At 46.6% G+C, this 22,081-nt stretch carries 26 protein-coding genes; 15 read left to right on the top strand and 11 right to left on the bottom strand.

Annotated elements, in window-relative coordinates:
* The 3 genes from LVQ79_RS10635 to LVQ79_RS10625 all read right to left on the bottom strand — a co-directional run bounded on the left by LVQ79_RS10635 (position 1) and on the right by LVQ79_RS10625 (position 1,715).
* Entirely contained in the window at positions 1–702 is a 702-nt protein-coding gene (locus tag LVQ79_RS10635) for a phage antirepressor KilAC domain-containing protein (RefSeq protein ID WP_232864905.1), read from the bottom strand.
* 181 nt (positions 703–883) lie between these two features.
* The gene (locus LVQ79_RS10630) at positions 884–1,462 is read right to left on the bottom strand and encodes a YmfL family putative regulatory protein (RefSeq protein ID WP_232864904.1); all 579 of its coding nucleotides are present in this window, start codon (positions 1,460–1,462) and stop codon (positions 884–886) included.
* Between the two features lie 28 nt (positions 1,463–1,490).
* Positions 1,491–1,715, bottom strand: coding sequence for a helix-turn-helix transcriptional regulator (locus tag LVQ79_RS10625; protein WP_232864903.1), 225 nt, complete (start codon positions 1,713–1,715; stop codon positions 1,491–1,493).
* 107 nt (positions 1,716–1,822) lie between these two features.
* Here LVQ79_RS10625 and LVQ79_RS10620 point away from each other — a divergent pair, with 107 nt between their 5' ends.
* From LVQ79_RS10620 to LVQ79_RS10575, 10 genes are all read left to right on the top strand, one after another.
* A complete protein-coding gene (locus tag LVQ79_RS10620; RefSeq protein ID WP_232864902.1) occupies positions 1,823–2,482 on the top strand; it encodes a LexA family protein in 660 nt (219 codons plus the stop codon).
* Between the two features lie 152 nt (positions 2,483–2,634).
* The gene (locus LVQ79_RS10615) at positions 2,635–2,814 is read left to right on the top strand and encodes a hypothetical protein (RefSeq protein WP_232864901.1); all 180 of its coding nucleotides are present in this window, start codon (positions 2,635–2,637) and stop codon (positions 2,812–2,814) included.
* A complete protein-coding gene (locus LVQ79_RS10610; protein ID WP_232864900.1) occupies positions 2,777–3,613 on the top strand; it encodes a hypothetical protein in 837 nt (278 codons plus the stop codon). Before LVQ79_RS10615 ends, LVQ79_RS10610 begins: the two co-directional genes overlap by 38 nt.
* 856 nt (positions 3,614–4,469) lie before the next feature.
* Positions 4,470–4,841 (top strand): YfdP family phage-associated protein, encoded by a 372-nt coding sequence (locus tag LVQ79_RS10605; protein ID WP_064511909.1) that lies wholly within the window; start codon positions 4,470–4,472, stop codon positions 4,839–4,841.
* A gap of 59 nt (positions 4,842–4,900) precedes the next feature.
* Positions 4,901–5,728: a YfdQ family protein gene (locus LVQ79_RS10600; RefSeq protein ID WP_232864899.1), complete on the top strand. Its 828-nt coding sequence runs from the start codon at positions 4,901–4,903 to the stop codon at positions 5,726–5,728.
* A 134-nt stretch (positions 5,729–5,862) separates the two neighbouring features.
* Positions 5,863–6,405 (top strand): HD family hydrolase, encoded by a 543-nt coding sequence (locus LVQ79_RS10595; protein WP_232864898.1) that lies wholly within the window; start codon positions 5,863–5,865, stop codon positions 6,403–6,405.
* Positions 6,390–6,926: a hypothetical protein gene (locus tag LVQ79_RS10590; RefSeq protein WP_232864978.1), complete on the top strand. Its 537-nt coding sequence runs from the start codon at positions 6,390–6,392 to the stop codon at positions 6,924–6,926. The genes LVQ79_RS10595 and LVQ79_RS10590 overlap by 16 nt, the downstream gene beginning before the upstream one ends.
* Before the next feature lies 1 nt (position 6,927).
* On the top strand, positions 6,928–7,668 hold the full coding sequence (locus tag LVQ79_RS10585) for a hypothetical protein (RefSeq protein ID WP_232864897.1): 741 nt from the start codon (positions 6,928–6,930) through the stop codon (positions 7,666–7,668).
* A gap of 118 nt (positions 7,669–7,786) precedes the next feature.
* Positions 7,787–8,359, top strand: coding sequence for a 3'-5' exonuclease (locus LVQ79_RS10580; RefSeq protein ID WP_232864896.1), 573 nt, complete (start codon positions 7,787–7,789; stop codon positions 8,357–8,359).
* A 43-nt stretch (positions 8,360–8,402) separates the two neighbouring features.
* On the top strand, positions 8,403–8,660 hold the full coding sequence (locus LVQ79_RS10575; protein WP_232864895.1) for a pyocin activator PrtN family protein: 258 nt from the start codon (positions 8,403–8,405) through the stop codon (positions 8,658–8,660).
* Here LVQ79_RS10575 and LVQ79_RS10570 read toward each other — a convergent pair.
* A complete protein-coding gene (locus LVQ79_RS10570; protein WP_232864894.1) occupies positions 8,657–9,766 on the bottom strand; it encodes a tyrosine-type recombinase/integrase in 1,110 nt (369 codons plus the stop codon). The two genes, LVQ79_RS10575 and LVQ79_RS10570, sit on opposite strands and share 4 nt — an antisense overlap.
* Before the next feature lie 221 nt (positions 9,767–9,987).
* On the opposite strand from LVQ79_RS10570, the gene rsmF reads away from it, so the two are divergent.
* The 3 genes from rsmF (at position 9,988) to LVQ79_RS10555 (ending at position 12,079) form a co-directional block, all read left to right on the top strand.
* Positions 9,988–11,430, top strand: a complete 1,443-nt coding sequence (gene rsmF, locus LVQ79_RS10565; RefSeq protein ID WP_232864893.1) for a 16S rRNA (cytosine(1407)-C(5))-methyltransferase RsmF — start codon at positions 9,988–9,990, stop codon at positions 11,428–11,430.
* 112 nt (positions 11,431–11,542) lie between these two features.
* A complete protein-coding gene (locus tag LVQ79_RS10560) occupies positions 11,543–11,782 on the top strand; it encodes a YebV family protein (RefSeq protein WP_034455162.1) in 240 nt (79 codons plus the stop codon).
* 105 nt (positions 11,783–11,887) lie between these two features.
* Positions 11,888–12,079, top strand: coding sequence for a YdfD/YebW family protein (locus LVQ79_RS10555; RefSeq protein ID WP_064511919.1), 192 nt, complete (start codon positions 11,888–11,890; stop codon positions 12,077–12,079).
* A 2-nt stretch (positions 12,080–12,081) separates the two neighbouring features.
* Here the strand turns inward: LVQ79_RS10555 and LVQ79_RS10550 are convergent, their stop codons facing one another.
* From LVQ79_RS10550 to LVQ79_RS10540, 3 genes are all read right to left on the bottom strand, one after another.
* A complete protein-coding gene (locus LVQ79_RS10550) occupies positions 12,082–12,726 on the bottom strand; it encodes a metallophosphoesterase (protein WP_232864892.1) in 645 nt (214 codons plus the stop codon).
* A gap of 54 nt (positions 12,727–12,780) precedes the next feature.
* Positions 12,781–13,308, bottom strand: coding sequence for a GNAT family N-acetyltransferase (locus tag LVQ79_RS10545; RefSeq protein WP_232864891.1), 528 nt, complete (start codon positions 13,306–13,308; stop codon positions 12,781–12,783).
* A 422-nt stretch (positions 13,309–13,730) separates the two neighbouring features.
* Positions 13,731–15,221 carry a SulP family inorganic anion transporter gene (locus LVQ79_RS10540; protein ID WP_232864890.1) on the bottom strand — a complete coding sequence of 497 codons (1,491 nt, stop codon included), beginning with the start codon at positions 15,219–15,221 and terminating at the stop codon, positions 13,731–13,733.
* 309 nt (positions 15,222–15,530) lie between these two features.
* Here LVQ79_RS10540 and LVQ79_RS10535 point away from each other — a divergent pair, with 309 nt between their 5' ends.
* Entirely contained in the window at positions 15,531–16,445 is a 915-nt protein-coding gene (locus LVQ79_RS10535; RefSeq protein WP_232864889.1) for a transporter substrate-binding domain-containing protein, read from the top strand.
* A 774-nt stretch (positions 16,446–17,219) separates the two neighbouring features.
* Positions 17,220–17,894 carry an SOS response-associated peptidase family protein gene (locus tag LVQ79_RS10530; protein WP_232864888.1) on the top strand — a complete coding sequence of 225 codons (675 nt, stop codon included), beginning with the start codon at positions 17,220–17,222 and terminating at the stop codon, positions 17,892–17,894.
* A gap of 140 nt (positions 17,895–18,034) precedes the next feature.
* Here the strand turns inward: LVQ79_RS10530 and LVQ79_RS10525 are convergent, their stop codons facing one another.
* From LVQ79_RS10525 to LVQ79_RS10510, 4 genes are all read right to left on the bottom strand, one after another.
* Positions 18,035–18,664 (bottom strand): hypothetical protein, encoded by a 630-nt coding sequence (locus tag LVQ79_RS10525; RefSeq protein WP_232864887.1) that lies wholly within the window; start codon positions 18,662–18,664, stop codon positions 18,035–18,037.
* Between the two features lie 225 nt (positions 18,665–18,889).
* Entirely contained in the window at positions 18,890–20,164 is a 1,275-nt protein-coding gene (locus tag LVQ79_RS10520) for a Y-family DNA polymerase (RefSeq protein ID WP_232864886.1), read from the bottom strand.
* Between the two features lie 2 nt (positions 20,165–20,166).
* Positions 20,167–20,586, bottom strand: coding sequence for a translesion error-prone DNA polymerase V autoproteolytic subunit (umuD, locus tag LVQ79_RS10515; RefSeq protein ID WP_232864885.1), 420 nt, complete (start codon positions 20,584–20,586; stop codon positions 20,167–20,169).
* Between the two features lie 149 nt (positions 20,587–20,735).
* Positions 20,736–22,052, bottom strand: a complete 1,317-nt coding sequence (locus LVQ79_RS10510; protein ID WP_232864884.1) for a phage tail fiber protein — start codon at positions 22,050–22,052, stop codon at positions 20,736–20,738.
* Between the last annotated feature and the right edge of the window lie 29 nt (positions 22,053–22,081).

The following is a 22,081-nucleotide window of genomic DNA, read 5'->3' as shown; positions in this document are numbered from 1 at the left end:
TCAACCTCCCATCAGTTCAGAGGCGTAGCGTTCTGCTATCCACTGAACCCCTTTCGGCGTCACTCGAGTCTGCGTGAATGCGTGACCAAAATCGGAGGTGCCAGTTTTCACCGTAAACAAACCATCGCGTTGGCGTAGTGCATGTGGCAGCAGGTTGCCCGACTGACGGAACAGCACTTTGTCTCGGACTAGGGTGTCGATCATCGCCTTCTCTGGCATGTTCAGGATCTTCGCTGTTTCGCGCAGACTTTTATTGCCGCCGGCTTCGACGTACTGATTGACGAAAGCAACCTTCGGTGCGTCCTGCTGGACCTTGTTAGCCAGTTGGGCGTTCTGTTCAGCCATATCGGCAGCAAGACGAAGTGCCTCAGGCAGGGTCTGTGGAATTGGCGCAGTTGCACCTTCCAACTCACGCAAACGGCGAATTATCTTCATTCGCAGTGGTGCGCTGTAGCCAGCTACCAGGCACTCGGTATGCTCGCGATCAAGGCGAAATTCCCGGTATTTCTGCCCATTCTGGGGGTGAGTCCAAAAGTGGGCATACCCCTCCAACCGCTCGCCAAGCTGTTCCAGCATGGACTCGATGTCACGGACAACATGCTTATGCTGTTTCTGGGTAAGCGAAGCAATCTCGCGGCTACTCATCGTTACCAGACCCGAAGAAAAGGCCGGCACCAATGCGGCAGCTGTAAAGTTATTCATTTGCTGAACCATTGCGAAGCCCTCCGGTTGAATACCCCCACAATCATGTAAGCGCTACTGTGGTTACATGAAACCCACTTGCCACGTACCATGCATACATACCGAAACGACGGAGCGCCCGGTACCGGATGCATCCTTAGTTGCGGTAAATGACAATTTTCGGTTAAATTGCTCATGCGGATTATTTCTCCATACACAACGTAGAGTTTTTCGCCAAGGCGCCCGGAGCTGCATACTCGCGGGCGTCACTCTTTTCTGGCGCACAAAAAACTCGAAATAAAAGCGTTAAATGTTCCTGCCACTTAGCCATTACCTGATAGCTGTTCTCTTCAATCTGAGCGCGTTCCTCAGCATCAATCACACCATCAGCCGTTGCTTTACGGATGTATTGAGAGTGCTTGCCAATCCATTCGACGGACTCCATTAAACGCTGGTTGATATCGCCGTTATCCACATCGTCAACGTCAGCTAACGGAACAAATACGCCGTTTGAATGGCGGGCCACTGCATTCGAAATATGATGAGTACCACCAGCACGCTGTAAAACCATTGCCCAACCAAGCGGGAATATTTGGTCGCTATCAGTACGCAAACGGTTATGCAGTGCATCAACGGATGGGGTGACATCATCGGACTTATAGATCCCCAGAATTTCAGCTGCCTCTTCGTAGCCGCTAGGGAGATCAGCAATAGTTCTCCTGATTGCAGCCACCAGCCAAAGCGGCTGTTTCTCAAATTTCCATTTAGGTTCATTACCCACGGTTCACTCCTTATTTCTGTGGTTACTGTTATGCCGCTGAATCGTTAGGCTTGCGTGGAGGGAATACGTCATCAATGCTGACATTGGCACCAAAGTTATTGAGCGCTAGAACAATGATTCTGCATTGGTCGATATTCATGCTTCTTTTGCCATTTTCGTAATGACAAATGGCACCCTTAGTGACCCCTAGAGCATTTGCTAAGTGGCCTTGTGTAATGCCCAGCTTGGTTCTTATGATTCGAAGGTTATTCATAATGTTCTCCTGTAAACACCAAGAATATACAATTTGTATTTTTTATTCGCAAGTACGTTATACATTTTGTGTCTCGCTTGTAGGTATACAACTTGTATCATTTAGGTATGACTATGAAATGGTACGATTTAGCTAAGTCCTTGATGAAAAGTCAGGGCATTAATCAGGAACAATTAGCTGAACACCTCGGTATAACGAAAGGGGCAGTTAGTCATTGGCTGAACGCCAGGAGAGAGCCCAGCCTTGGTGAGATAGCAAAAATTCTTCAGTTCCTTGGGAAACGAAATTTCTCTGTCGGTGCTGGCGGGTTGATCATTGACGAAAATATCAAAGGTGATGTCGAGTACGTCGGTGCATATTCTCCAGGCAAGAAATATCCGGTAATCAGCAGCGTACAAGCTGGCTCATGGTGCGAGGCATGCGAACCGTACACCCTGAAAGATATCGATCTGTGGCTTGAGTCTGATGCTCATATTCAGGGTGAGGCGTTCTGGCTGGAAGTCGAAGGTGATTCAATGACTGCACCTGTTGGACTGAGTGTGCCAGAGGGTACATTCGTTCTGTTCGATACTGGCAGAGAGCCAGTCAATGGCAGCCTGGTGATTGCGAAACTGTCTGACTCTAATGAAGCGACATTCAAGAAGCTGATCATCGACGGTGGTCAGAAGTATTTGAAAGGCTTGAACCCTGCGTGGCCGCTGATTCCGGTTAACGGGAACTGCAAGACTATTGGCGTAGCCGTTGAGACTAAGTTGCGACTGATTTAATAACTTAGGTTTTGCTTCGGTAAGAAAGGGTTTTACTTAAATCTGATTGGCAAGGTCTTCCGGTCGGTGCATATGGTGCCTAATTCATCTAAATTGCATTATCTATCCGAAGACAACATAATCATACAGACATCCTCTTTGGAGATTTTGCCATGATTCGCAGATTGCTAAAACAAATCAACGAACACCCACTCAAAGTGGGCGTTGATGACTTGCAACAAATTCATGACGAAGTTGAATCTCAGCAAAAAAAAATTGCTGAAGAAAAAGAAAAAATTAAAGAGGAACGTATAGATGGCTCAAGGCTCACAAAGCACAGATTCACTATTTGATTACTTTTACGTTGACAAGGAACGTGTTAGTGCTTTAACGGCGCAACTTTTCCCTTCTGGTGTTTTAAATACCGTTAAGCAGACCTCTTTAGAATCAGAGAACGATCTCAAAGAGATGAAAGCTGGCTTGCCTCTTGTAGGCGCACGAATGAATGCTTCTGAAGCATGGTCTCGTGGTCAAGAACGGGTTTTTGATTCAACTTGGAGCGTCCCTCTTAATCTTTTAGACAAACTTTCTGAGACTGGAAGAATAAAAACCAGTCTGAACGACGCGAAGCTTGGTGATCTCGTTTTGATTAAAGGCATGATGAAAATTTTTGATGCTCAAATGGTGCATCTTTGCATGCCAATAGTAAAAAAAATAAAAATTAACGAATTAAAAAATGAGAAAACCCCACAAGTAAAAATTGCCCTGAAAAAAGAAATTGCAGATTTAGAAAATGCTGAGGAGATGGTAAAAATTTTACCCCCTACCACACACATTGATTTTGCTGACTCATGCGGGAATTTGAGCTGGATGTCCGTGGAACCAACAAACCTGACGACAACACTTAGTGACGTTTCTTTGAAATATGGCCCGTTCATCCCAGGTGAATGGTGCATTCTCAGCATTGTAGATGCATATGCTGATGACAATAAGCTTGATAATCCAGATGCTCCATACCCAACAGTTTCAAATGACTTAAAACGCGGAATGGAACCAATGCTATTAATGATGAAAGGCTTGATGGGAAGACCATCTGGCTCATTTGGCATTACTCCGTTGATAATTTTTCGTGGTTTGGATTACGCACAGTAAGACTTCGACCCGGCCACTGAGCCGGGTTTTTATTTCCCACTTTTCACCCGGGCTGCAACACCCACAAAACCTCATCTTCAAGACTCTTTCTATCCGCCTCTGAACTTCCCAGTAGCAAAAAAAATCAGCGAACACACAAAATGTTTTCATAACAAATTTATATATACAAATTGTATTGCAATGATGAAATACATTTTGTATATTTTTATCATCAACAGCGAACAAGCAGGACGCCCACGAATTAGCGCCGGTGCCATATGAAAAACCGGATGATTCGCACAGAACATGGCGAAAGCCGAAAGACTTGAAGGCGTTTTTCTCAGGTTACGCGCTAAAGCATAGCGGGGAGAACCTGGGGCGGAGAGCAAACCCCGCGATTCAGGACATGATTGCCTGAGCATACCAACAAGACGTCTTGCAGCGTAACTGCACTTTACATCTACCCCGGCGAGGTGGCGCCGCTAAACCGGGGTGGATGAATCGTAAAAACAGGTCGCCTGATCCCCGTTAACGGATTTCACAACGATGAGAGCACTCCGCGTCTGTTTGCGAGATCAGCACGGTATCAGGCTTAGAAAGGCAACTTAAATCCGAGGATATTTGTGAGATTGGTGATCCGTATCTCCTCTATCCGTTCCAGTTATCGGAACCTGTTGCACATTGAGTGCTCTCTTCGTTGTGGTGAATGCGGCTCAGCGCTCGCGATGAAAGGCAAAACATCAAGTCATTATCGGTATAGGTCATCGCTGGATGGTTTGCCGCCAGACAGCACCGGGAGGCACCCGGCACCACAACCTAATCGTGTGTATGGAGATTTCTAACTGGCAGTTGCAGCTGCCATTACGAGGGTAAAACGATGAGCAATGACCGCATGACTGTAGTGCCTGATTTCCTGGGCGAACTGGATGCTGGCGTATTCATGAATAAGATCGCCGCCTCACTCAATACCACTGCACTCGGCACGCTGAATAACGGCGGAAAAGGCAAGGTGGTTCTGACTTTTGATATTGAACGCATGGGTAATTCTGTCGAAGAGAAGCGCGTCAAGATCAAGCACAAATTGCAGTACACCACCCCTACTCCACGCGGCAAGGCGACGGAAGAAGACACCACCGAAACCCCTATGTGGGTTAACCGTGGCGGCAAGCTCACCATCTTGCAGGAAGACCAAGGGCAACTCTTCGGGATCAACGGCGCTACTGACGGAAAGCTTAAAGCGGCTCAGTGAACCGCGACTGACTAATTCACTGCCATCACTTCTACCAATTTATTTATAAGGAATTTTGTATGTCTCAATTAGACGGCGGCGCTATCCAGCAAGTAAAAGACCTGGTCCTTTCTGGTTATCACCTTGGTGATATTGGTGGCCTTGCCTGCCCTACCGCCATGCTGCCAAAAGACGTAAGCGTAGAAAGCCTGGAGCGCTTTGGCCTGGCACGCTTCCGCTTCCGTGGCGCCATGGATACGACCAGCATTGATGACTTTGTTCGTTACTCTGTTGGTTATGCCAGTGCTGAAGAACCGGCACGCTGCTTTATTGATGCGCAAAACATGAGTGCCCGCTCTGTCTTCAATATCGGCACACTCGAGAATCCAGGCCACGCTGATAACGTTTCAACCATCAAGCTGAAACAAACAGCTCCGTTCCGTGCACTGCTGGCGATCAATGGCGACCGTCTGAATCAGAAGCAAATCGCTGAATGGCTGGAAGACTGGAGTGATTACCTCTCTGCCTTTGATGCTGAAGGGAATGTCATGTCAATCTCCCAGGCAGCTCAAGCTGTTCGCCGCATCACTATCCAGCAGGCAACACAGGCTGACCATGAAGACGGTGATTTCAGCGGTAAAAAATCCCTGATGCAAAGCATCGAAGCCAGCAGCAAAGACGTTATGCCAGTGGCCTTTGAATTCAAATGTGTTCCGTACGAAGGCCTGGGTGAACGTGCCTTCAGCATGCGTAACAGCCTCCTGAAAAGCAGCGAGCCATGTTTCGTGCTGCGTATCGTCCAGCTGGAAGCCCAGGAAGAAGCTATCGCTAATGAATTCCGTGACCTGCTGATCGGCAAGTTCAACGAGAAACCAGTCGATACCTTTATCGGTAACTTCAAAGCGTAATTGCTCTGCCTTAATTGCCCTGCAGTTTGGGGCAATTAGTGAAGCGTAATTCCTTTTTTAATCGCCACCCGGCGAGGGATTCGTGCAACCAAAATCAACCGCAGATGCAGCTGCGAATATGGAGAAATATACCGATGAGTTTTATACAGACGTTATCCGGCAAGCATTTTCATTATACAAACGCCACCGTTGACGATATCGAGATTGAAGATATCGCCACCGCGTTATCGCATATTTGCCGCTTCGCTGGTCATTTACCAGAGTTCTATTCCGTGGCTCAACACTCCGTATTGTGCAGCCAGTTGGTACCGCCTGAGTTCGCATTTGAAGCGCTGATGCATGATGCGGCTGAGGCATATTGCCAGGATATTCCCGCGCCACTTAAAGCCCTGCTTCCAGACTACCAACGGATAGAAACGTTCGTAGACGGGCTTATTCGATTTAAGTACGAATTGCCACTGACACAGTCCGCTATCGTGAAATATGCCGACCTGACAATGCTGGCTACCGAACGCCGGGATCTGGACATCGACGACGGTACCAAATGGCCTGTCCTTGAAGGTATCCCTACCAGCGACATGATCCAGATTGTGCCGCTGCGTCCTGGACAGGCTTTTGGGTTGTTCATGACCCGCTTCAACGAACTGATGGAGCTTCGCGCATGCACCAGCATCTGAAAGTTAAAGACCTGGTCGCCGCTGCTTATGCTGCGGTACCAACTCTGCCACCAGCAGAAGCAAAATTAATGCGTGAAGTGGCCACAAGGCTGAGTGTGACCTTTACTACGCTTACCGAGTCTTTAGAGCTGCGCAAAACCCTTAAAGATGAACGTGACGACTTAAACCAACAGGTGGTTAACCTTGCAGTGGAAAATGCAGGATTAAAACAAGTACCAGCGAATAATAGCGAACGGATGCTGCTGGCTCTTGACGCCTTTCAAACCCACGGCAAAACACGGCCTGATGTTGGTATGCAACAAGCCTTTACCACTCTGTTGAACGTCGAAACCCCAGCCACAAATACGTTTCTGGCAAACATCCAGGCACAGGGCGTGGAGAAGTTTGCAGCAAACGAGCGCGAATGGGCCGCACTTTGGGAAAAGCATGGCGTCATTGATGGCAGTGTTTCTCGTTGTTTGATAGTGGCTCAGGACGCGGACAAATTCGCCGCGGGGCTGCGCAAGGCAGCGGGGAAATAACGTGGCAATTATTTGTGATAAACACCTGACGGATGAAGTGATAGCCAAGTCCTTTGATGGAAGCAACTTTGGTCGCACCGATTTCCGAACTATCCTGGCGGAAACAGTGATGAAACGCGCGGCAGGTTATCACTCTGGTGGGACTGCTACCTATATCGCCACTGAGCTTGGGCTGTTGAGCCCAAAAAACCAGAGCGCCACTAAGCTCGGGCTCACATTTGCATTCCATCATTACTACAAACAGAACGTACGTGATGCTATTAGCAAGGAACCCACCCATGACAACCCAACGTGTGACGCAATGCACGAAGCCGTTCGTCGTGCTCCACTCACCAAACCACAAGGCTTGTCGCCAGAATGGCAGGCTTACTTCGACGCCGTTTCACCGTTGCATGTTGCTGGCCTGATAACAGCGCTGGAACAGGCACAAAGCGAGCGAGATAAATTCAACTTTGCCCATAAGGAATGGAACGATAAAACTGAGTGGGTTCAGAAAGAAAGTACTTCCGGTCGCTTTCGTTTCCAGGTTCTTGGGATGCATCGTGCAGACGTAATGACGCGGCACATAGATGAACTGGAAGCCCGTACACTTTCATTTGCATTACCAGACCCAAGCAGTAAAGCCTTCTGGGGCGGTACAGGGAAAAATGAAACCTTCTACCCTTCTACTTATAAGCTCTGGTTAAAAGAAGCAATTGAGCGTGCTGGCATTATCGCCGGAGTAAAAATAGAAGTGAGATAGCTCTTTTATGAGCTATTAATGAGAAATAAAATACAAAAAAGACCATTAATGACCCATAAAGCGCGTAGCAGGTTATTAATGAGCTTATTTATTAATAATTATGAAAAAAAGGTCATATATGAACCATTTGATGATTGATTTAGAAACCATGGGTAATAAACCCACCGCACCGGTCATCTCCATTGGGGCGGTCTTCTTCGAACCATCCACAGGTGAAATGGGTCCTGAATTTTACACGGTGGTAAAACTTAAAAGTTCTATTGAATCTGGTGCCATTCCGGATCCAGATACAATCATTTGGTGGATGAAACAAAGCGCCGAAGCACGCGCAGCGATTTGCGACGAGGCAAACTCTGTGACGATTGGCAATGCATTATTAGAGTTGAATAATTTCATCATAGGTACTACTGACCCTAAATATCTTCAGGTCTGGGGTAATGGGGCTACGTTCGATAACGTCATTCTTCGGGCAAGCTACGAGCGAGAAAACATAGATTGCTTATGGCCTTTCTGGGGGGATCGTGATGTACGAACCATTGTCGGGCTGGGTCGGGCAATCGGGTTTAATCCGCGCTATGAAATCCCATTTGAAGGCGATATGCATAACGCGCTGGCCGACGCTAAACATCAGGCTAAATACGTGTCTGCTATCTGGCAGAAGTTAGTTCCAGCAACAAACCCCAACATTTAAACCAACTGGCCCGGGTGCAGCCGGGATATATGGAGAAAAATCTATGAATACCGTATTTCTTTTACTTGCTGAGTTCGGAACGCCCACTATTCCAATTGCAGATGTCTCTGAAAAATATTTTGGCATGAAACCAGCGACAGCCGAAAAGAAAGCCGCGCTCGGAGAACTTCCTATTGCTACTTTTCGTGCCTCAGAAAGCCAAAAAGCCCCCAGGATGCTTCATGTTCAAGATCTTGCCGATCATATTGACCAGCAAAGGAAAAAAGCCAAGGACTTGCTTGATCAAATGAGACCATGCTAACTAGCGTTAGCAACATGGTTTAGGCTTTCTTTCTTAAGACGATCAAATTTCTCGTGAAGGGTATTCGGAAACATTTCTCTGTACACTTTCCATAATGTATTGAGAGAACGATGCCCTGTCACTTGTGCAACATCCTCTATACTAAATCCTGCTTCAAAGAGCCTGCTAGCCCCCTCACGTCGTAAATCATGGTACCTCAGATCTCGGATTGATAAATCGTCGCGAACCTGCCGATATGTTTGTGTGATACTTCGCTCACGAAATGGGAAAATTCGTTCATCAACTCGAGGCTGCCTCTGAACAATGTCCCAAGCCTCACCTAGCAGTGGAACTGTCATATGGTTACCCACTTTCTTCTTTGGATCCTTTCTGTCACGGACTAATATACTGCGCTGCTGCTCATCAATATCATCCCATCGAATTCTACAAAGCTCACCTATACGGGTACATGTCAGGGTAGATAAAAGAAAAATATCACCGAACGGTGCCTTACTATGTGCAGACTTTTCTTTCTGTTTAAGTCCATTTAAAAGAAGCTCAAACTCATCGTTCGATGGCCGTCGATTACGTTGGTTTGACGTTCCAACCATCTTCATGTGCTTTAGAAAAATCCGTGCATCTGACATTTGAGAGTGGTCAATTTCTAAATTAAAAAGGGGCTTTGCCGCCTGTAGCACAGAATCAATATAGGAAATATCGTCAGATATCGTCTTCGGGGAGCATCCCTGAGCCTTTCTGAGGTGGCAAAATTCGATGTAGTGCTGAGATGTGAGAACATTCAGTTCATTGGTAGCTAGCTCGCTCTTTGCTAGTCGATTAAGAACTTCTTTTTTAGATCGCCCTAATTCAACATCTTTATGATTTATATAATTTGCTATCAATTCTGAAAGAGATATGGCCTTCCCAGAATAAGTCTCAGGGTTAGGAAGACCAAACTCCTCTATATAAGCAATACGTTTAGTCCCCCAGCCTTTAGCCAAGGCTAGCTTTGGGAAGGTTCGGTTTTCACGATAAACATATTTGCCACCACTCTTAACACCAACGGTGCAGCGATATCGCGTTGTACCATCAGCTCTCAAGCGTTTTTCAACCGTATAAAATGCCATTACTCGGGGTCCTCATGGGGTGCTGGGTGGGGGACTGAGAACAATAAAATACAATTAAATCCGTTTAAATGCACCATAATAATACTGTTTATCGATACAGTATAAGCTGTCAATGCATTGAAATGTAATGTATTTATTATATCAGGGTATTTTCAATCCTCGGTGTCTCACCGGGGCGTTTGTGTTACCATCCCTCCTTCATTTTTTTCTGGACTTCCTTAGTGGCTCATTCTCACACCGCCTTTCTCCCGCAAGCTTTTCTTGATGTTATTCGCGATGCACTCCCGGCAGATCAATCTATCGAGAGCTTTATCGAGTATTGCCAGCGCCCACTGCGTCGCAGCTTGCGTGTTAATACCCTCAAGATTTCGGTCAATGATTTTCTTGCGCTTGTTGCCTCTTATGACTGGCATCTGACGCCGATTCCGTGGTGCGCAGAAGGGTTCTGGATTGAACGAGATGATGAAGAAAGCCTGCCGCTGGGTAGCACTGCCGAACATTTGAGTGGTCTGTTCTACATTCAGGAAGCCAGTTCCATGCTGCCTGTTGCGGCGTTGTTTGCTGATGGCAATCAACCGGACCGGATTATGGATGTCGCGGCGGCTCCAGGCTCCAAAACCACTCAAATTGCAGCGCGTATGGGCAATCACGGTGCAATTCTTGCAAATGAGTATTCAGCCAGTCGCGTTAAAGTGCTACACGCTAACATCAGCCGCTGTGGTATCAGCAACGTCGCGTTGACACATTTCGATGGCCGAGTATTTGGTGCTGCGCTACCGGAGTGTTTCGATGCAATTTTGCTGGATGCCCCATGCTCAGGTGAAGGTGTGGTGCGTAAAGACCCTGACGCCCTGCGCAACTGGACGCCAGAAAGCACCGCCAGCATTGCCGATACGCAGCGTGAGCTGATTGCCAGCGCTTTTCATGCGTTGCGCCCCGGCGGTACGTTGATCTATTCCACCTGCACTTTAAACCGTGAAGAGAATCAGCAGATTTGCCAGTGGTTACTGGATGAGTGGCCTGATGCAGTTGAAATCGCCCCGCTTAACGATTTATTCCCGGAGGCGAATAAAGCTATTACTGCCGAAGGCTACTTGCATGTTTTCCCGCAAATTTACGATTGCGAAGGATTCTTCGTTGCACGCCTGCGCAAAACTGCATCCGTAGAAGCGCTCCCGGCCCCAGGTTACAAAGTGGGGAAATTCCCGTTTGTACCAATGCATGGAAAACAAGCTGCGGAAGTGACCGCAGCTGCAAAACAGTCTGGGATCGCCTGGCAAGATGACCAACAACTTTGGTTGAGAGATAAAGAAATCTGGCTATTCCCCAAAGAGATTATTCCGCTATTTGGCCAAGTTCGATTTTCACGTATTGGTTTACGCCTTGCTGAGCAATACAACAAAGGCTATCGCTGGCAGCATGAAGCCGTCATAGCCCTGGTGCCTGGCGATTCACCGCTAGGATTTGCGCTTACTGAATTTGAAGCGGACGAGTGGTATCACGGTCGCGATATTTACCCAGATGTATCCCCCGAGCTAAATGAGGTTGTCGTGACATACCAGGGACAACCTCTTGGTCTGGCAAGAAAAGTTGGATCTCGCCTGAAAAATAGCTATCCGCGTGAATTGGTTCGCGACGGAAAACTGTTTGCGGCCAGGGGCTGATGGGTAAAAAAATAGTCGCCATGTAGTTTGCAGTTTTTGTACGTTTGTCTACGCTCTACTGTGAGAGACCTTACTGGTCATACCACATGTACCCAGACCCAAGGAGAGCGTGATGACGAAAACTAGCGTACGAATAGGCATCTTCGAAATTGATGATGCTGAATTACATGGCGAGCAGCAAGGGGACCGCACGTTGAGCATCCCTTGTAAATCCGACCCGGACCTGTGCATGCAACTTGATGCCTGGGATGATGAAACAAGTATTCCCGCCGTCCTCGATGGCGAACATTCAGTCCTCTACCGTCAACATTACGACCAAAAATCTGATGCCTGGGTCATGCGTCTTGCATAACTCAAAGTGACCCGTCGCCCAGACGGGTTAATTAATTGGCACTGATTACCCTCTTCTCGTGACTTCCCCTACAATTAAGCCAAACGGTGCAACTCAAAGGCAATCATGTTTGCGTTGGTTTTATTTGTTTGCTACCTGGACGGCGGCTGCGAAGATATCGTGGTAGATGTCTTTAATACTGAACAGCAGTGCCTGTTCGCTATGGATGAGCAGCGGATACGCTACGGTGGCTGTTTCCCGGTTGAAGATTTTATTGATAGCTTCTGGCGCCCGGCGCAAGAATACAGCTCGTTGTAGAGTTACTGAACCTGCACCATAGTCAGCTTATTACCAAACACCGCGCCGGTATCAATATAATATTGATTATGAAAATGACTCACTTCTTTGAGCGGCGTATGGCCGAAGTAGAACTCATCAGCTCCGCCGATATCCTCGCCTCGCCCCTGTAAATTCTTATTAAGCCGATCCCGGCTCCAGACCAGTAAATGTTCATCGACGGGCTGATTCCAACTGTAATGCCCTGAAGGGTAGTCTGCATGAGCAATAACCAGCGTCTTGTCATGCGTATGAAGTTCAATTACCAACGGCAAATCGCGGCACTTCAGTAAGGCTAGCTGCACATTATTTTGACGCTGTTCTGGCAATTCCCGATACCACTCACCACCGTTCATCTGCCAGAGCATTCCCTCACCTTCGTCGAGCGCCTCTAAAGCCATCGCTTCATGGTTGCCCTTCACTGCTTTAAACCACTTACTACCGAGCAGTGCCAGGCATCCAGGGCTGTTTGCACCGCGATCAATAAGATCCCCCACCGAGATAAGTAAATCCTGATGATAATCAAAATGATGAAGTTTAAGCTGGCTACTTAATTCAGAGAGACAGCCGTGTAAATCACCAACAATAAACACATGCCGCCACTCTTCGCCGTCTATTCGCTGATACATATCGCCCCCACTTTGTTTATTAATTGCTTAATTATAAACCAGTGGGGGCAATGATTAGCGGGCAGGACGAATGAACATTTTGATTTGCTTACCGTGGTATTCAACAAAATGCTGGAACTGGAAGCCAAATCGCTCAGCCAGATAGATAGAACGCAGGTTGTCATCATCAATAATGCAACAAACTGGTGTCGCTAACTCACGGTCCGCCCATTGCAGAACTGCGTTGAGCGCTTCGCTGGCATAGCCTTTACCGTGCACAGCGGGAATCAGTGACCATCCCGCTTCCGGAAGTTCAAGCACCGGAGTTAACTCACGTTGTGCGTCCTGAAAACCAAACGAACCAATATAACGCTCAGTCTCTTTTTCAAAGACAGCCCAATAGCCGTAACCAATCGCCTGCCAATGACCGATGTAACGCAGCAATCTTCCCCAGGTCATTTCTGGGCCTTGCGGTTGTCCACCACCGATAAACCTCACCATTTCTGGGTCCGCCCAACAGGCAGCTAATGCCGGAAAATCATCCAGCGTAAAATGGCGGAGAATTAGACGTTCAGTTTCCAGACGAGGTGCTGCATTAACCATGCTCATATCCTTCAAACGTATTATTGGCGTACGATTTTTTACTTATTTTGCCGCCATACGGTTTGAGACACAATCAGCACACTGCATTCGAAAGTAGGGAAATTGAAGGAAAAGCGAGTCAGAGCCACAAATAGAAAAGGCTGCATAAATGCAGCCTTTAGAGAGGTGATACGAGTTATCTGGTAAATACTACGCTTCTTAAAGCGATGAAATATGGCTTGCGCCCCAAGGGAATGTGGTCATTAAACCTACCACGAACCCACCAGTTTACTTTTGAGGATCAGTTTCAAAACTATCTGGCACCTCCGTTTCACTCTGGAACTAAAGCTAATCTAGCAGCCTTAACATTGTAAAAGTAACGGCAGATTCACAGTTTTGCCATTTCCTCATCAAATAAATCTGGATTAACGCGTGAGTGGTATTCAAATTTTGCCGCTCAGCCGCTCGTGGAAGTCACTGCTGCGTAAATCGAGACCGACAATTTGTACCTTGCTTTCATAGCGTTGATAGCGGGTTTCGATAGCATCAAGCACGGCAACTGTCGATACATCCCAAATTTGAGCCTGAGACAAATCAATAATCACGTTTTGCGGATCGTCGGCATACTGGAAATGTTCAACCAAATCGTTGCTACTGGCAAAAAACAACGGCCCGGTTACCGTATATCTTACAGATTGCCCGTCTTCAGATAATGTTCTTTCCGCGCGTACTACGTGGGCAATACGGCGAGCAAACAAGATCATCGCAAAAACCACGCCACCGACGACACCCAACGCCAGGTTCCCGGTCGCAACGGTCACTGCGACAGTGCTTACCATCACTAAAGTTTCAGGAAATGGAATTCTTTTCAAGGTAGCAGGTTTAACACTGTGCCAGTTGAGCGTTTTCACCGCCACAATCACCATAATTCCGGCTAAAACCACCATCGGGATTTTTGCCATCAATTCGCTTAAACCGGTGACTAACAGCAACAGCACCAGGCCGGCAGCAATTGTCGAGATACGTGTACGCCCCTTACCAAGTTCCACATTGACCATGGTCTGGCCAATCATGGCGCAACCGGCAATACCACCGTAAAAACCGGCGAATATGTTAGATACTCCCAACCCCCAACATTCACGACGTTTACTCGAAGGTGTGTCAGTCAGCTCATCAACAAGTTTGGCGGTTAACAACGATTCCATTAAGCCAACGAAGGCGATGCTCAAAGCGCAAGGCCAGATAATTCGTAAAGTATCCAGATTCAAGGGCACCAACAACGCTGTCAGTCCGGGTAATCCAGTAGCCATTGGTCCCGCCTCACCCACTGTTGGTACAGATAACCCCATCCCAATGCATCCCGCTGTAATGACAATAATCGCCACCAACGGCGACGGAACCATTTTAAATACCCGAGGGAGAAACAGCACTATTGCCAGGGTGAGCGCAAACAGCCCCCAGACCAGCGGGTTATCCCCCCAAATATGTGGTACCTGGGCAAAGAAAATGAGAATGCCCAACGCGTTTACAAACCCTGTCATCACTGACAGTGGTATATAGCGCATCATACGAGCAAGCCCTGTGACGCCGAACAGAATCTGGACTAACCCTGCCAGCAATACTGCAGGGAAAATATATTCAACGCCATGCAGATGCACCATTGGACCGATAACTAATGCTACTGAGCCAGCAGCAGCTGTCACCATTGCGGGGCGCCCACCAAGCACTGACATGGATAAACAAAGCACAATAGAGGCGACCAGGCTGACTTTCGGGTCAACCCCCGCGATGACTGAGAATGAAATGATTTCAGGTACAAGTGCCAATGCCGTTACTACTCCCGCAAGGGATTCACGCGCGAGCAAACGCGGGCTACGCAAAACCGAGGCGAGAGAGTTTTCCCGACGATGTGTTTCAGTTTGAGTTGTGGTCATAGTTTGTCTTTGCAGGTTTGTCGTTATTAGTTGTAGCGAACTTCAGGTCGGGCGTGATTGTACAGAGAGGATAGTAAGGATGCTAATTAATATGCCCCCTATCTCGGACCTATCCTCTGGGCTTGTATGGGTATTCATGTAGATGATTTCAGGATGATGAATATTGAGGCATGCCACAAATATAGATATTAATGGCTATTATTAGAAAGACAATTATTAGTAAACCAACATAAAAGCAATTACAATACTGCCGATATTTTCGAAAAATATAATTTTACTTTAGCCATTTTAATTAATGGGGGCTTACTTTTGTTTAGTCATTTGACTTATTGTAAAATGATTGGTTCTTTTATGTTGGCTGCTATGATATTTTTTTGCAGCAATGCTGTAGCCGATCCTGTGCTTAATAAAATACTTAGCACGCATAGTATTACCTTGGCATGGGTGGGTAGTTCCAAGCCTATTTCCTGGGAGGTAAATGGAAAACCGACTGGCATGGCGGTGGATATCTGCCAGGGGGTTGTCGACAGTATAAAAAAACGCTACAACACAAATCTAAATATACAATGGGTAGAAGTTGCCTCAGCCGCGCGCTTTGAATATATATCTCATCATAAAGCAGACATTCTCTGCGCCATTGCCGGAAATACAGCGCAACGTAATAAATTCGTTACTTTTTCAAAGCCATGGTTTTTTACACGGACAAATTTTCTGGCTAAAAAATCTCAGCATATAAATAGCCTCGAAATGCTCTCTGGGCGAACCGTAGGGGCTATTAGTGGCGGAACATCTGCATTATTACTCTCTGCAATGAACCAAAATATTAACTATTCGATCTCTGTTAAGCTGATGAGAAGTTTCGATGAAGGATTTGATTTACTAGAACAAGGGCACATCTCAGCATTTGTCACTGATGACATTATCATACATAGCAAGTTAGCTGAAATGGCGGACAGAGATGACTATCAAATGAGTGCTGAAGGATTTGGTGACGTAATACCCTATGGAATGGTGATAGCTAAAGATGCAGATGAAATAGAGTCCATCATCAATGATGAGTTAAAAAACCTGTTTATCTCAAAACGATTTGATGAGTTATATAATAAATGGTTCATGTCCCAGATTTCTCCTACTGGTGAAAATATGCGGCAACCCATGTCAAATGATCTCATCAAAGAAAAAAATAGCTATCTACTTGCACCAGAAACTCCAACTACAGACTAAAAATGAACAGCAAAATATTAAAAGAATTAAGTATCTCCTCAAAACTGCCACCTCATATTAGAATGATAAATAATCGAAAATTGAAGCGCAGTCAGAAAACATAGCAAATACATAAATGTTGGCAGGGCATACTTTGGGTGCGATAAGTGGTGGGACTGCTGCATTAATGATGCGAAAAATGAATCAAGACTATAATTATTCGCGGAAAATAAACAAACCTGGAAAACTGAGAACAATATCAGGTGAACGCAGAAGATTTAAGGGATGATAATCCGCCACGGTTGAAATCCCGTCCCTACTGAAATGATATTTAATAAAAAGCTCAGTATGTTAACGGGTTCTGACATCAGGCAAACAGGAGTTTTTGAAGAGTGTTTTGGTTTTTTTTAGTTTAAACCATCTCACTTTCACCTACAAAAATGCTCGAAAAGTACTTGGATGTGAGGGAGAAAATGTTTACATTGATTTAACAGGGCAAAAAAACCGGATATGGAAATTCGGAGAAATTTCGGAACGACCAACCTAAGTCCTTGTATATAAAGATAAATAAAAAAAGACCGAATACGATTCCTGTTTACTAGCCATTGTTATTTCCCCCTGTAAAATCAATTACATACCCACACAATTCGCATTAAAATCACTCATCAACACTTACCATTGCGCCCTTTGGCGATCAAACACTTGCTATCTTTTTCGGATGCTCGACGGGATAATTTCGGATCCTATTTTGATCTCTTTTTGCCTATGCTTTAGGTAAGCAAACTGGAGGTAACTATGTGCGGACGCTTTACTCAAATCCAATCTCGCGATGACTATCTTGAATTTTTGGCTGAAGAAGTTGGGAAAGATATTGCTTACGATCCCGAGCCTATTGGTCGATACAACGTCGCGCCAGGCACTAAAGTTCTCCTGCTAAATAATCGCGACGATACCCTTCACCTCGATCCTGTTGTCTGGTCATACGCACCGGGTTGGTGGGATAAAGCACCGCTAATAAATGCCAGAGTAGAAACTGCGGCCACCAGCCGGATGTTTAAACCGTTGTGGAATCACTGCCGGGCGATCGTGTTTGCTGATGGTTGGTTTGAGTGGAAGAAGGAAGGAGACAAAAAGCAGCCGTATTACATCTACAGGAAAGACAGGAAGCCGCTCTACTTCGCTGCGATTGGAAAACAGCCGTTCGATGCAGGGGATGATGCTGAGGGATTTTTGATTGTGACGGCAGCAGCCGGTAAAGGTCTGGTCGATATTCACGACCGTAGACCTTTGGTGTTTACACCATCGGCAGCACTGACATGGATGGATCCAGAGACTACAGGAGTACAGGCCAGCGAGCTAGCTCATCATGTTGCAGTGTCGACAGATGAATTTATCTGGCACCCGGTAACACGGTCTGTGGGGAATGTGAAAAATCAAAGTCCGGAACTGATCAGAAATATTTGTTATTAAATTTTACTGGTTGCTATGAGTGTCAAGCGCAAAAATGGTTCAAATATGAAACTTCCCTAAACCGCATCGTACTGACATAGTTATATGTATAGAATTTTATTCACGGAAAAAATGTTTATGGTTATCCTCTATATATTAAATCAATAATTGCAAGGGACATCATCTCCGCTATACGGAAAACTATATTTGGCGCGTACGATAGTTCTGCTTCTTGGGAATGCAGTCGGCGGATTATTTATCGATGCTTTTGGAACTAAAATATTACTAATTAACACACCATCACCTCTTATATAGTCAATCAGTATATCTCTCTTGGTATGATAGTTTTCGAGCACGGATGTATCTTTTTTTGCGTATGTAGCTTCAATTACTAGAGCTTTTGAAGCATCTTTGATATCCGAAGGTGTGTAATCCCCAAAAGAAAACCAAAGAATATCATATCCAGTGGCAACACCATTTTTTGAAACAGTACACCCTAGATACTGACGAGTATTATCATCATTAGGAGCCGATTTTCCAGGAAGAGTATACCTTGAAACTTCTGACTTATAGCCTACGGTTTGTCTACAAACTACAAATGAAACGGGATATTTTACTACTGAGCTAACTAGGTAAGCCTCCCTGCCATTTACATTGCATGAGTCACCCAAGCTAATGGGATTGGTTGAAATGACTCCTCCATTAGGGGGGAATCTAGTATGTATAGGTATTGAGTGAGCTGTAAGTGATATAGCAAGAATCGTCAGAAAGCTAAGGTTGGCAGTCTTCATAGGGACTCTCCAAATCATTAGTTTGTACTAGTCCATACCCATAAACTATCCTTTATGAATTAAATGTAATGTTACTATTTTAGTCAAGATACTTGTAAAATACAAATACACGCCCTCTCAGCCTGAGTAATTACAATTAATTATCTGCAAAGAAGTTTATGAGGCAGATTTTAACTACCAGTAATGACAATATATTTTTTTAACAAACCCCAGAACTGTTTGACCCTACCTAACCTTCACCACCATCAAATCTGACCATCTCGTCGTGTACCGCGGCGAGAGCATGTCCCGCTTCATCTTCCACTGCTGTTGAATGCCCTGCCCGGCAAAATACAGCGCCCCTTTCCCGTTCTTGTGGTTGAGATGATCCAGCACTTCCATTAATGCAGCACTGTTTTGTCGCGGTGCGTTGTCGTCAAACAGATTGAGCTGAGCCACACCCTGGCTGAAGAAGTCTCCCAACATGATCCCTGCTTTCTGGTATCGATATCCATCCTTCCAGATTTTATCGAGACAGCGTATTGCCGCGGCGATAATGTCGCGGGTGTCCTGCGTGGGTGTCATTAACTTCACGGCGCCCTGATTTCCGTAATATGGTTCGTTCAGAGCGAACGGGGATGTTTTGATGAATACCGAGATGTAACGACAGAACTGATGTTCACTCCGTAGTTTCTCCCCGGCACGTGCCGCATAACTACAGATGGCCTGGCGCATTTGTTCGTATTCAGTCACCCGATCTCCGAATGAACGCGAGCAGACGATTTCCTGTTTGGTTGGTGCAAACTCTTCCAGGCCAAGACAAGGTTCACCGCGTAGTTCACGAACGGTGCGCTCGAGCACTACGTTGAAGTGTTTCCGTATGAACCGGATATCGGTATCAGCTAGCTGCAAGACGGTTTTGATACCCATGGCTTCGAGCTTTTTAGAAATACGACGCCCCACGCCCCACACTTCATCAACAGGAAAATGCGCCATCAGCTTGCGTTGTTTTTCTAAATTTGTCAGGTCCACCACACCACCCGTTTGCCGCTGCCATTTCTTGGCAGCATGGTTAGCGAGCTTGGCTAAAGTCTTGGTCTGTGCCACCCCAACGCCTACGGTGAGACGCGTTCGCAGCAAAATGGTTTCTCTGATTTCCCGCCCAAAATCCTCAAGGTTGCGACAGTTACGCACGCCAGTAAGGTCACAGAAAGCTTCATCGATACTGTAAATTTCACAGCGTGGCGACATTTCTTCCAGTGTTGTCATTACCCGATCAGACATATCGGCGTACAGCTCGTAATTGGAGCTGAAGCAGACAACGCCGAACCTCCGGAACAAATCCTTTTGCTTGAAAAACGGGTCGCCCATTTTGACGCCGATGAGTTTCGCTTCTGCGCTCCGGGCAATAACGCAACCATCGTTGTTCGAGAGAACGACGACCGGCCTGCCCTGCAAATCTGGCCTGAATACCGTTTCGCAACTGGCATAGAACGAATTGACATCTACCAGGGCAAACATGCTCAGCCCATCGATTTGATGACGAACGTGACCACACCCAGGATGTTGAGCGTGCCCTCGCTGTCGATAATAATTGGCGAGTATGCTTTGTTCATCGGATTGAGCTGGACAGTCGGATGAAGCTGCAGGCGCTTAACGGTAAATTCGCCATCAACCGAGGCAATGACCACATCGTTATGCCTGGCGGTACGTGAACAATCCACTGACAGCAGATCCCCGTCGCTAATCCCACCGTCAATCATTGAGTCTCCCGACGCACGAACGAAATAGGTGCTGCTCGGATGAGGTGCGATTAACTCACTAATATCTAAGCGCTCTTCTACATAGTCCTGAGCGGGGGACGGGAAGCCGCACTTTACCGGGTCGCTAAACAGCGGAATAGTGATGACTTCGCGAAGTAAGACGGGCTTGATAAGGTTCATATGATAGCCATAATTAATTGCTGTGTATTTATACAGTATATCTATCGTTAAATCTGATCAAGCGAACCGGCAATGTGGGCTGGCGAGGTTATGAGCGAGCGGGATTAAAGGGCTTTACTGATGAAGGGGTTACGCATTGTGTAAATTTTTCAGGGTTGTGACTGCTCTCCCTCGTCCTGCACTTTTTCAGCTGCAATACGTTTAGCTTCCACTACTCTTTGAGCCTCAATCCGATCTGCTTCCTCCGCTGCTTTTTGATCCGCCAGAATTTTCAGATTCCAGATGCTGTTTTGTGGCATCTCGACACGGACAGAGATGAACTGGTCAGCAGGGATATCAATCGGATCGCCGCCTGCAAATCCCTCTCGTTCATTGCGAGCAAATACTGGAGCATCAGGATAAGTACGGTGATACGTTTTTACGAGTACTGAGCCATCTTCATTCACTTCATAGTCAAGCCAGATGAGTGGCTGCTTATTTCTGTCTGTCGGAATATCAAAACCACCATCGATGCCACCCCATGCTGCATCAGCGTTAAGGCCCATACAGCCCTCAACCAGATATTCGCCAACACCCTGCCGCGTGACCGTTACGCCTTCCGATTCACCGTTATTCTCTGCGCGTCCATCAGCAAAGATTTTAACAACAGGCGACGCGGCTTTTAGCGTACCGTCCGCTGCTTTGGTGGTGTTGTGGTTGCCGTAAAACACATAATAACCCGCCACCGGCATTCCCCCAGACCATAGCGTAAACGCTCGCTGGCCTGTATTCTGCCCAGAGCCGTCTCTAAATACGATGCTTAACCCTTCGCCCGCACTGTTTTCAAGTCGAATTTCACGCCCAACACCCCCGACGGCCTTTGAGCTAGAAGTTAGTAGTAAGGCTGGATACGCAGCGGTGTTTGTCCCATCCGTTCCTAATCCAAGCGCTGCAAATGTCGGGGTGTTAGTTGCACCGAGTTGAAGATTATCCCGTGCACCCGCCGGATTATTAGCACCCACTCCACCTTGTTTCATGCTTAGCGGTGTGGTTAGTCCACTCAAACTGGTGATGTCGCTATTCGCACCTTTTTTCGCTAACGACTTTTGCCCGGGCACTGTCACCTGTGCGCCGTTGATTGTAATGGTGACATTACCTGCACCATTCATCACATCTGCGAAACCAGACATGTACCGCTGATACATGCCAAATGTTTCTGCGATGTCCTGCGCCAGGCCGTCAACACTCAGGCTATCGCTTAGCAGGATGGCAAATTTCGTGCCGGCGGCAATCGCTGGGCTGATAGCCGGGGTAACAGATAAAGCGTTACCGCTGGTAATGGCTGTGAGCTGTAAAACCTGAACCGGGTTGGTAAATGCAATCAGCGTGCAGCCAACACGGATGAGACTACCTGCTGCGGTGAAGTTTGTGCCGGTACCGGTAATTGTGCTGCCATTGCCTGCAATAGTGCCTGTTGTGTAAATCATATTTTCTCCGGACAATAAAAAAGCCCCGA

This window comes from Buttiauxella cochleicola, assembly GCF_021282405.1.
GTDB lineage: Bacteria > Pseudomonadota > Gammaproteobacteria > Enterobacterales > Enterobacteriaceae > Buttiauxella > Buttiauxella massiliensis.
The sequence above is the reverse complement of the archived record's forward strand: the minus strand, read 5'-3'. Positions and strand labels throughout refer to the sequence as shown.

Coding starts and splice junctions, on each gene's coding strand:
- LVQ79_RS10635 (WP_232864905.1), bottom strand. CDS start 702: ATGAATAACTTTACAGCTGCCGCATTGGTGCCGGCCTTTTCTTCGGGT.
- LVQ79_RS10625 (WP_232864903.1), bottom strand. CDS start 1,715: ATGAATAACCTTCGAATCATAAGAACCAAGCTGGGCATTACACAAGGC.
- LVQ79_RS10620 (WP_232864902.1), top strand. CDS start 1,823: ATGACTATGAAATGGTACGATTTAGCTAAGTCCTTGATGAAAAGTCAG.
- LVQ79_RS10615 (WP_232864901.1), top strand. CDS start 2,635: ATGATTCGCAGATTGCTAAAACAAATCAACGAACACCCACTCAAAGTG.
- LVQ79_RS10610 (WP_232864900.1), top strand. CDS start 2,777: ATGGCTCAAGGCTCACAAAGCACAGATTCACTATTTGATTACTTTTAC.
- LVQ79_RS10605 (WP_064511909.1), top strand. CDS start 4,470: ATGAGCAATGACCGCATGACTGTAGTGCCTGATTTCCTGGGCGAACTG.
- LVQ79_RS10600 (WP_232864899.1), top strand. CDS start 4,901: ATGTCTCAATTAGACGGCGGCGCTATCCAGCAAGTAAAAGACCTGGTC.
- LVQ79_RS10595 (WP_232864898.1), top strand. CDS start 5,863: ATGAGTTTTATACAGACGTTATCCGGCAAGCATTTTCATTATACAAAC.
- LVQ79_RS10590 (WP_232864978.1), top strand. CDS start 6,390: ATGCACCAGCATCTGAAAGTTAAAGACCTGGTCGCCGCTGCTTATGCT.
- LVQ79_RS10580 (WP_232864896.1), top strand. CDS start 7,787: ATGAACCATTTGATGATTGATTTAGAAACCATGGGTAATAAACCCACC.
- LVQ79_RS10575 (WP_232864895.1), top strand. CDS start 8,403: ATGAATACCGTATTTCTTTTACTTGCTGAGTTCGGAACGCCCACTATT.
- LVQ79_RS10570 (WP_232864894.1), bottom strand. CDS start 9,766: ATGGCATTTTATACGGTTGAAAAACGCTTGAGAGCTGATGGTACAACG.
- LVQ79_RS10560 (WP_034455162.1), top strand. CDS start 11,543: ATGACGAAAACTAGCGTACGAATAGGCATCTTCGAAATTGATGATGCT.
- LVQ79_RS10555 (WP_064511919.1), top strand. CDS start 11,888: ATGTTTGCGTTGGTTTTATTTGTTTGCTACCTGGACGGCGGCTGCGAA.
- LVQ79_RS10550 (WP_232864892.1), bottom strand. CDS start 12,726: ATGTATCAGCGAATAGACGGCGAAGAGTGGCGGCATGTGTTTATTGTT.
- LVQ79_RS10545 (WP_232864891.1), bottom strand. CDS start 13,308: ATGGTTAATGCAGCACCTCGTCTGGAAACTGAACGTCTAATTCTCCGC.
- LVQ79_RS10540 (WP_232864890.1), bottom strand. CDS start 15,221: ATGACCACAACTCAAACTGAAACACATCGTCGGGAAAACTCTCTCGCC.
- LVQ79_RS10530 (WP_232864888.1), top strand. CDS start 17,220: ATGTGCGGACGCTTTACTCAAATCCAATCTCGCGATGACTATCTTGAA.
- LVQ79_RS10525 (WP_232864887.1), bottom strand. CDS start 18,664: ATGAAGACTGCCAACCTTAGCTTTCTGACGATTCTTGCTATATCACTT.
- LVQ79_RS10520 (WP_232864886.1), bottom strand. CDS start 20,164: ATGTTTGCCCTGGTAGATGTCAATTCGTTCTATGCCAGTTGCGAAACG.
- umuD (WP_232864885.1), bottom strand. CDS start 20,586: ATGAACCTTATCAAGCCCGTCTTACTTCGCGAAGTCATCACTATTCCG.
- LVQ79_RS10510 (WP_232864884.1), bottom strand. CDS start 22,052: ATGATTTACACAACAGGCACTATTGCAGGCAATGGCAGCACAATTACC.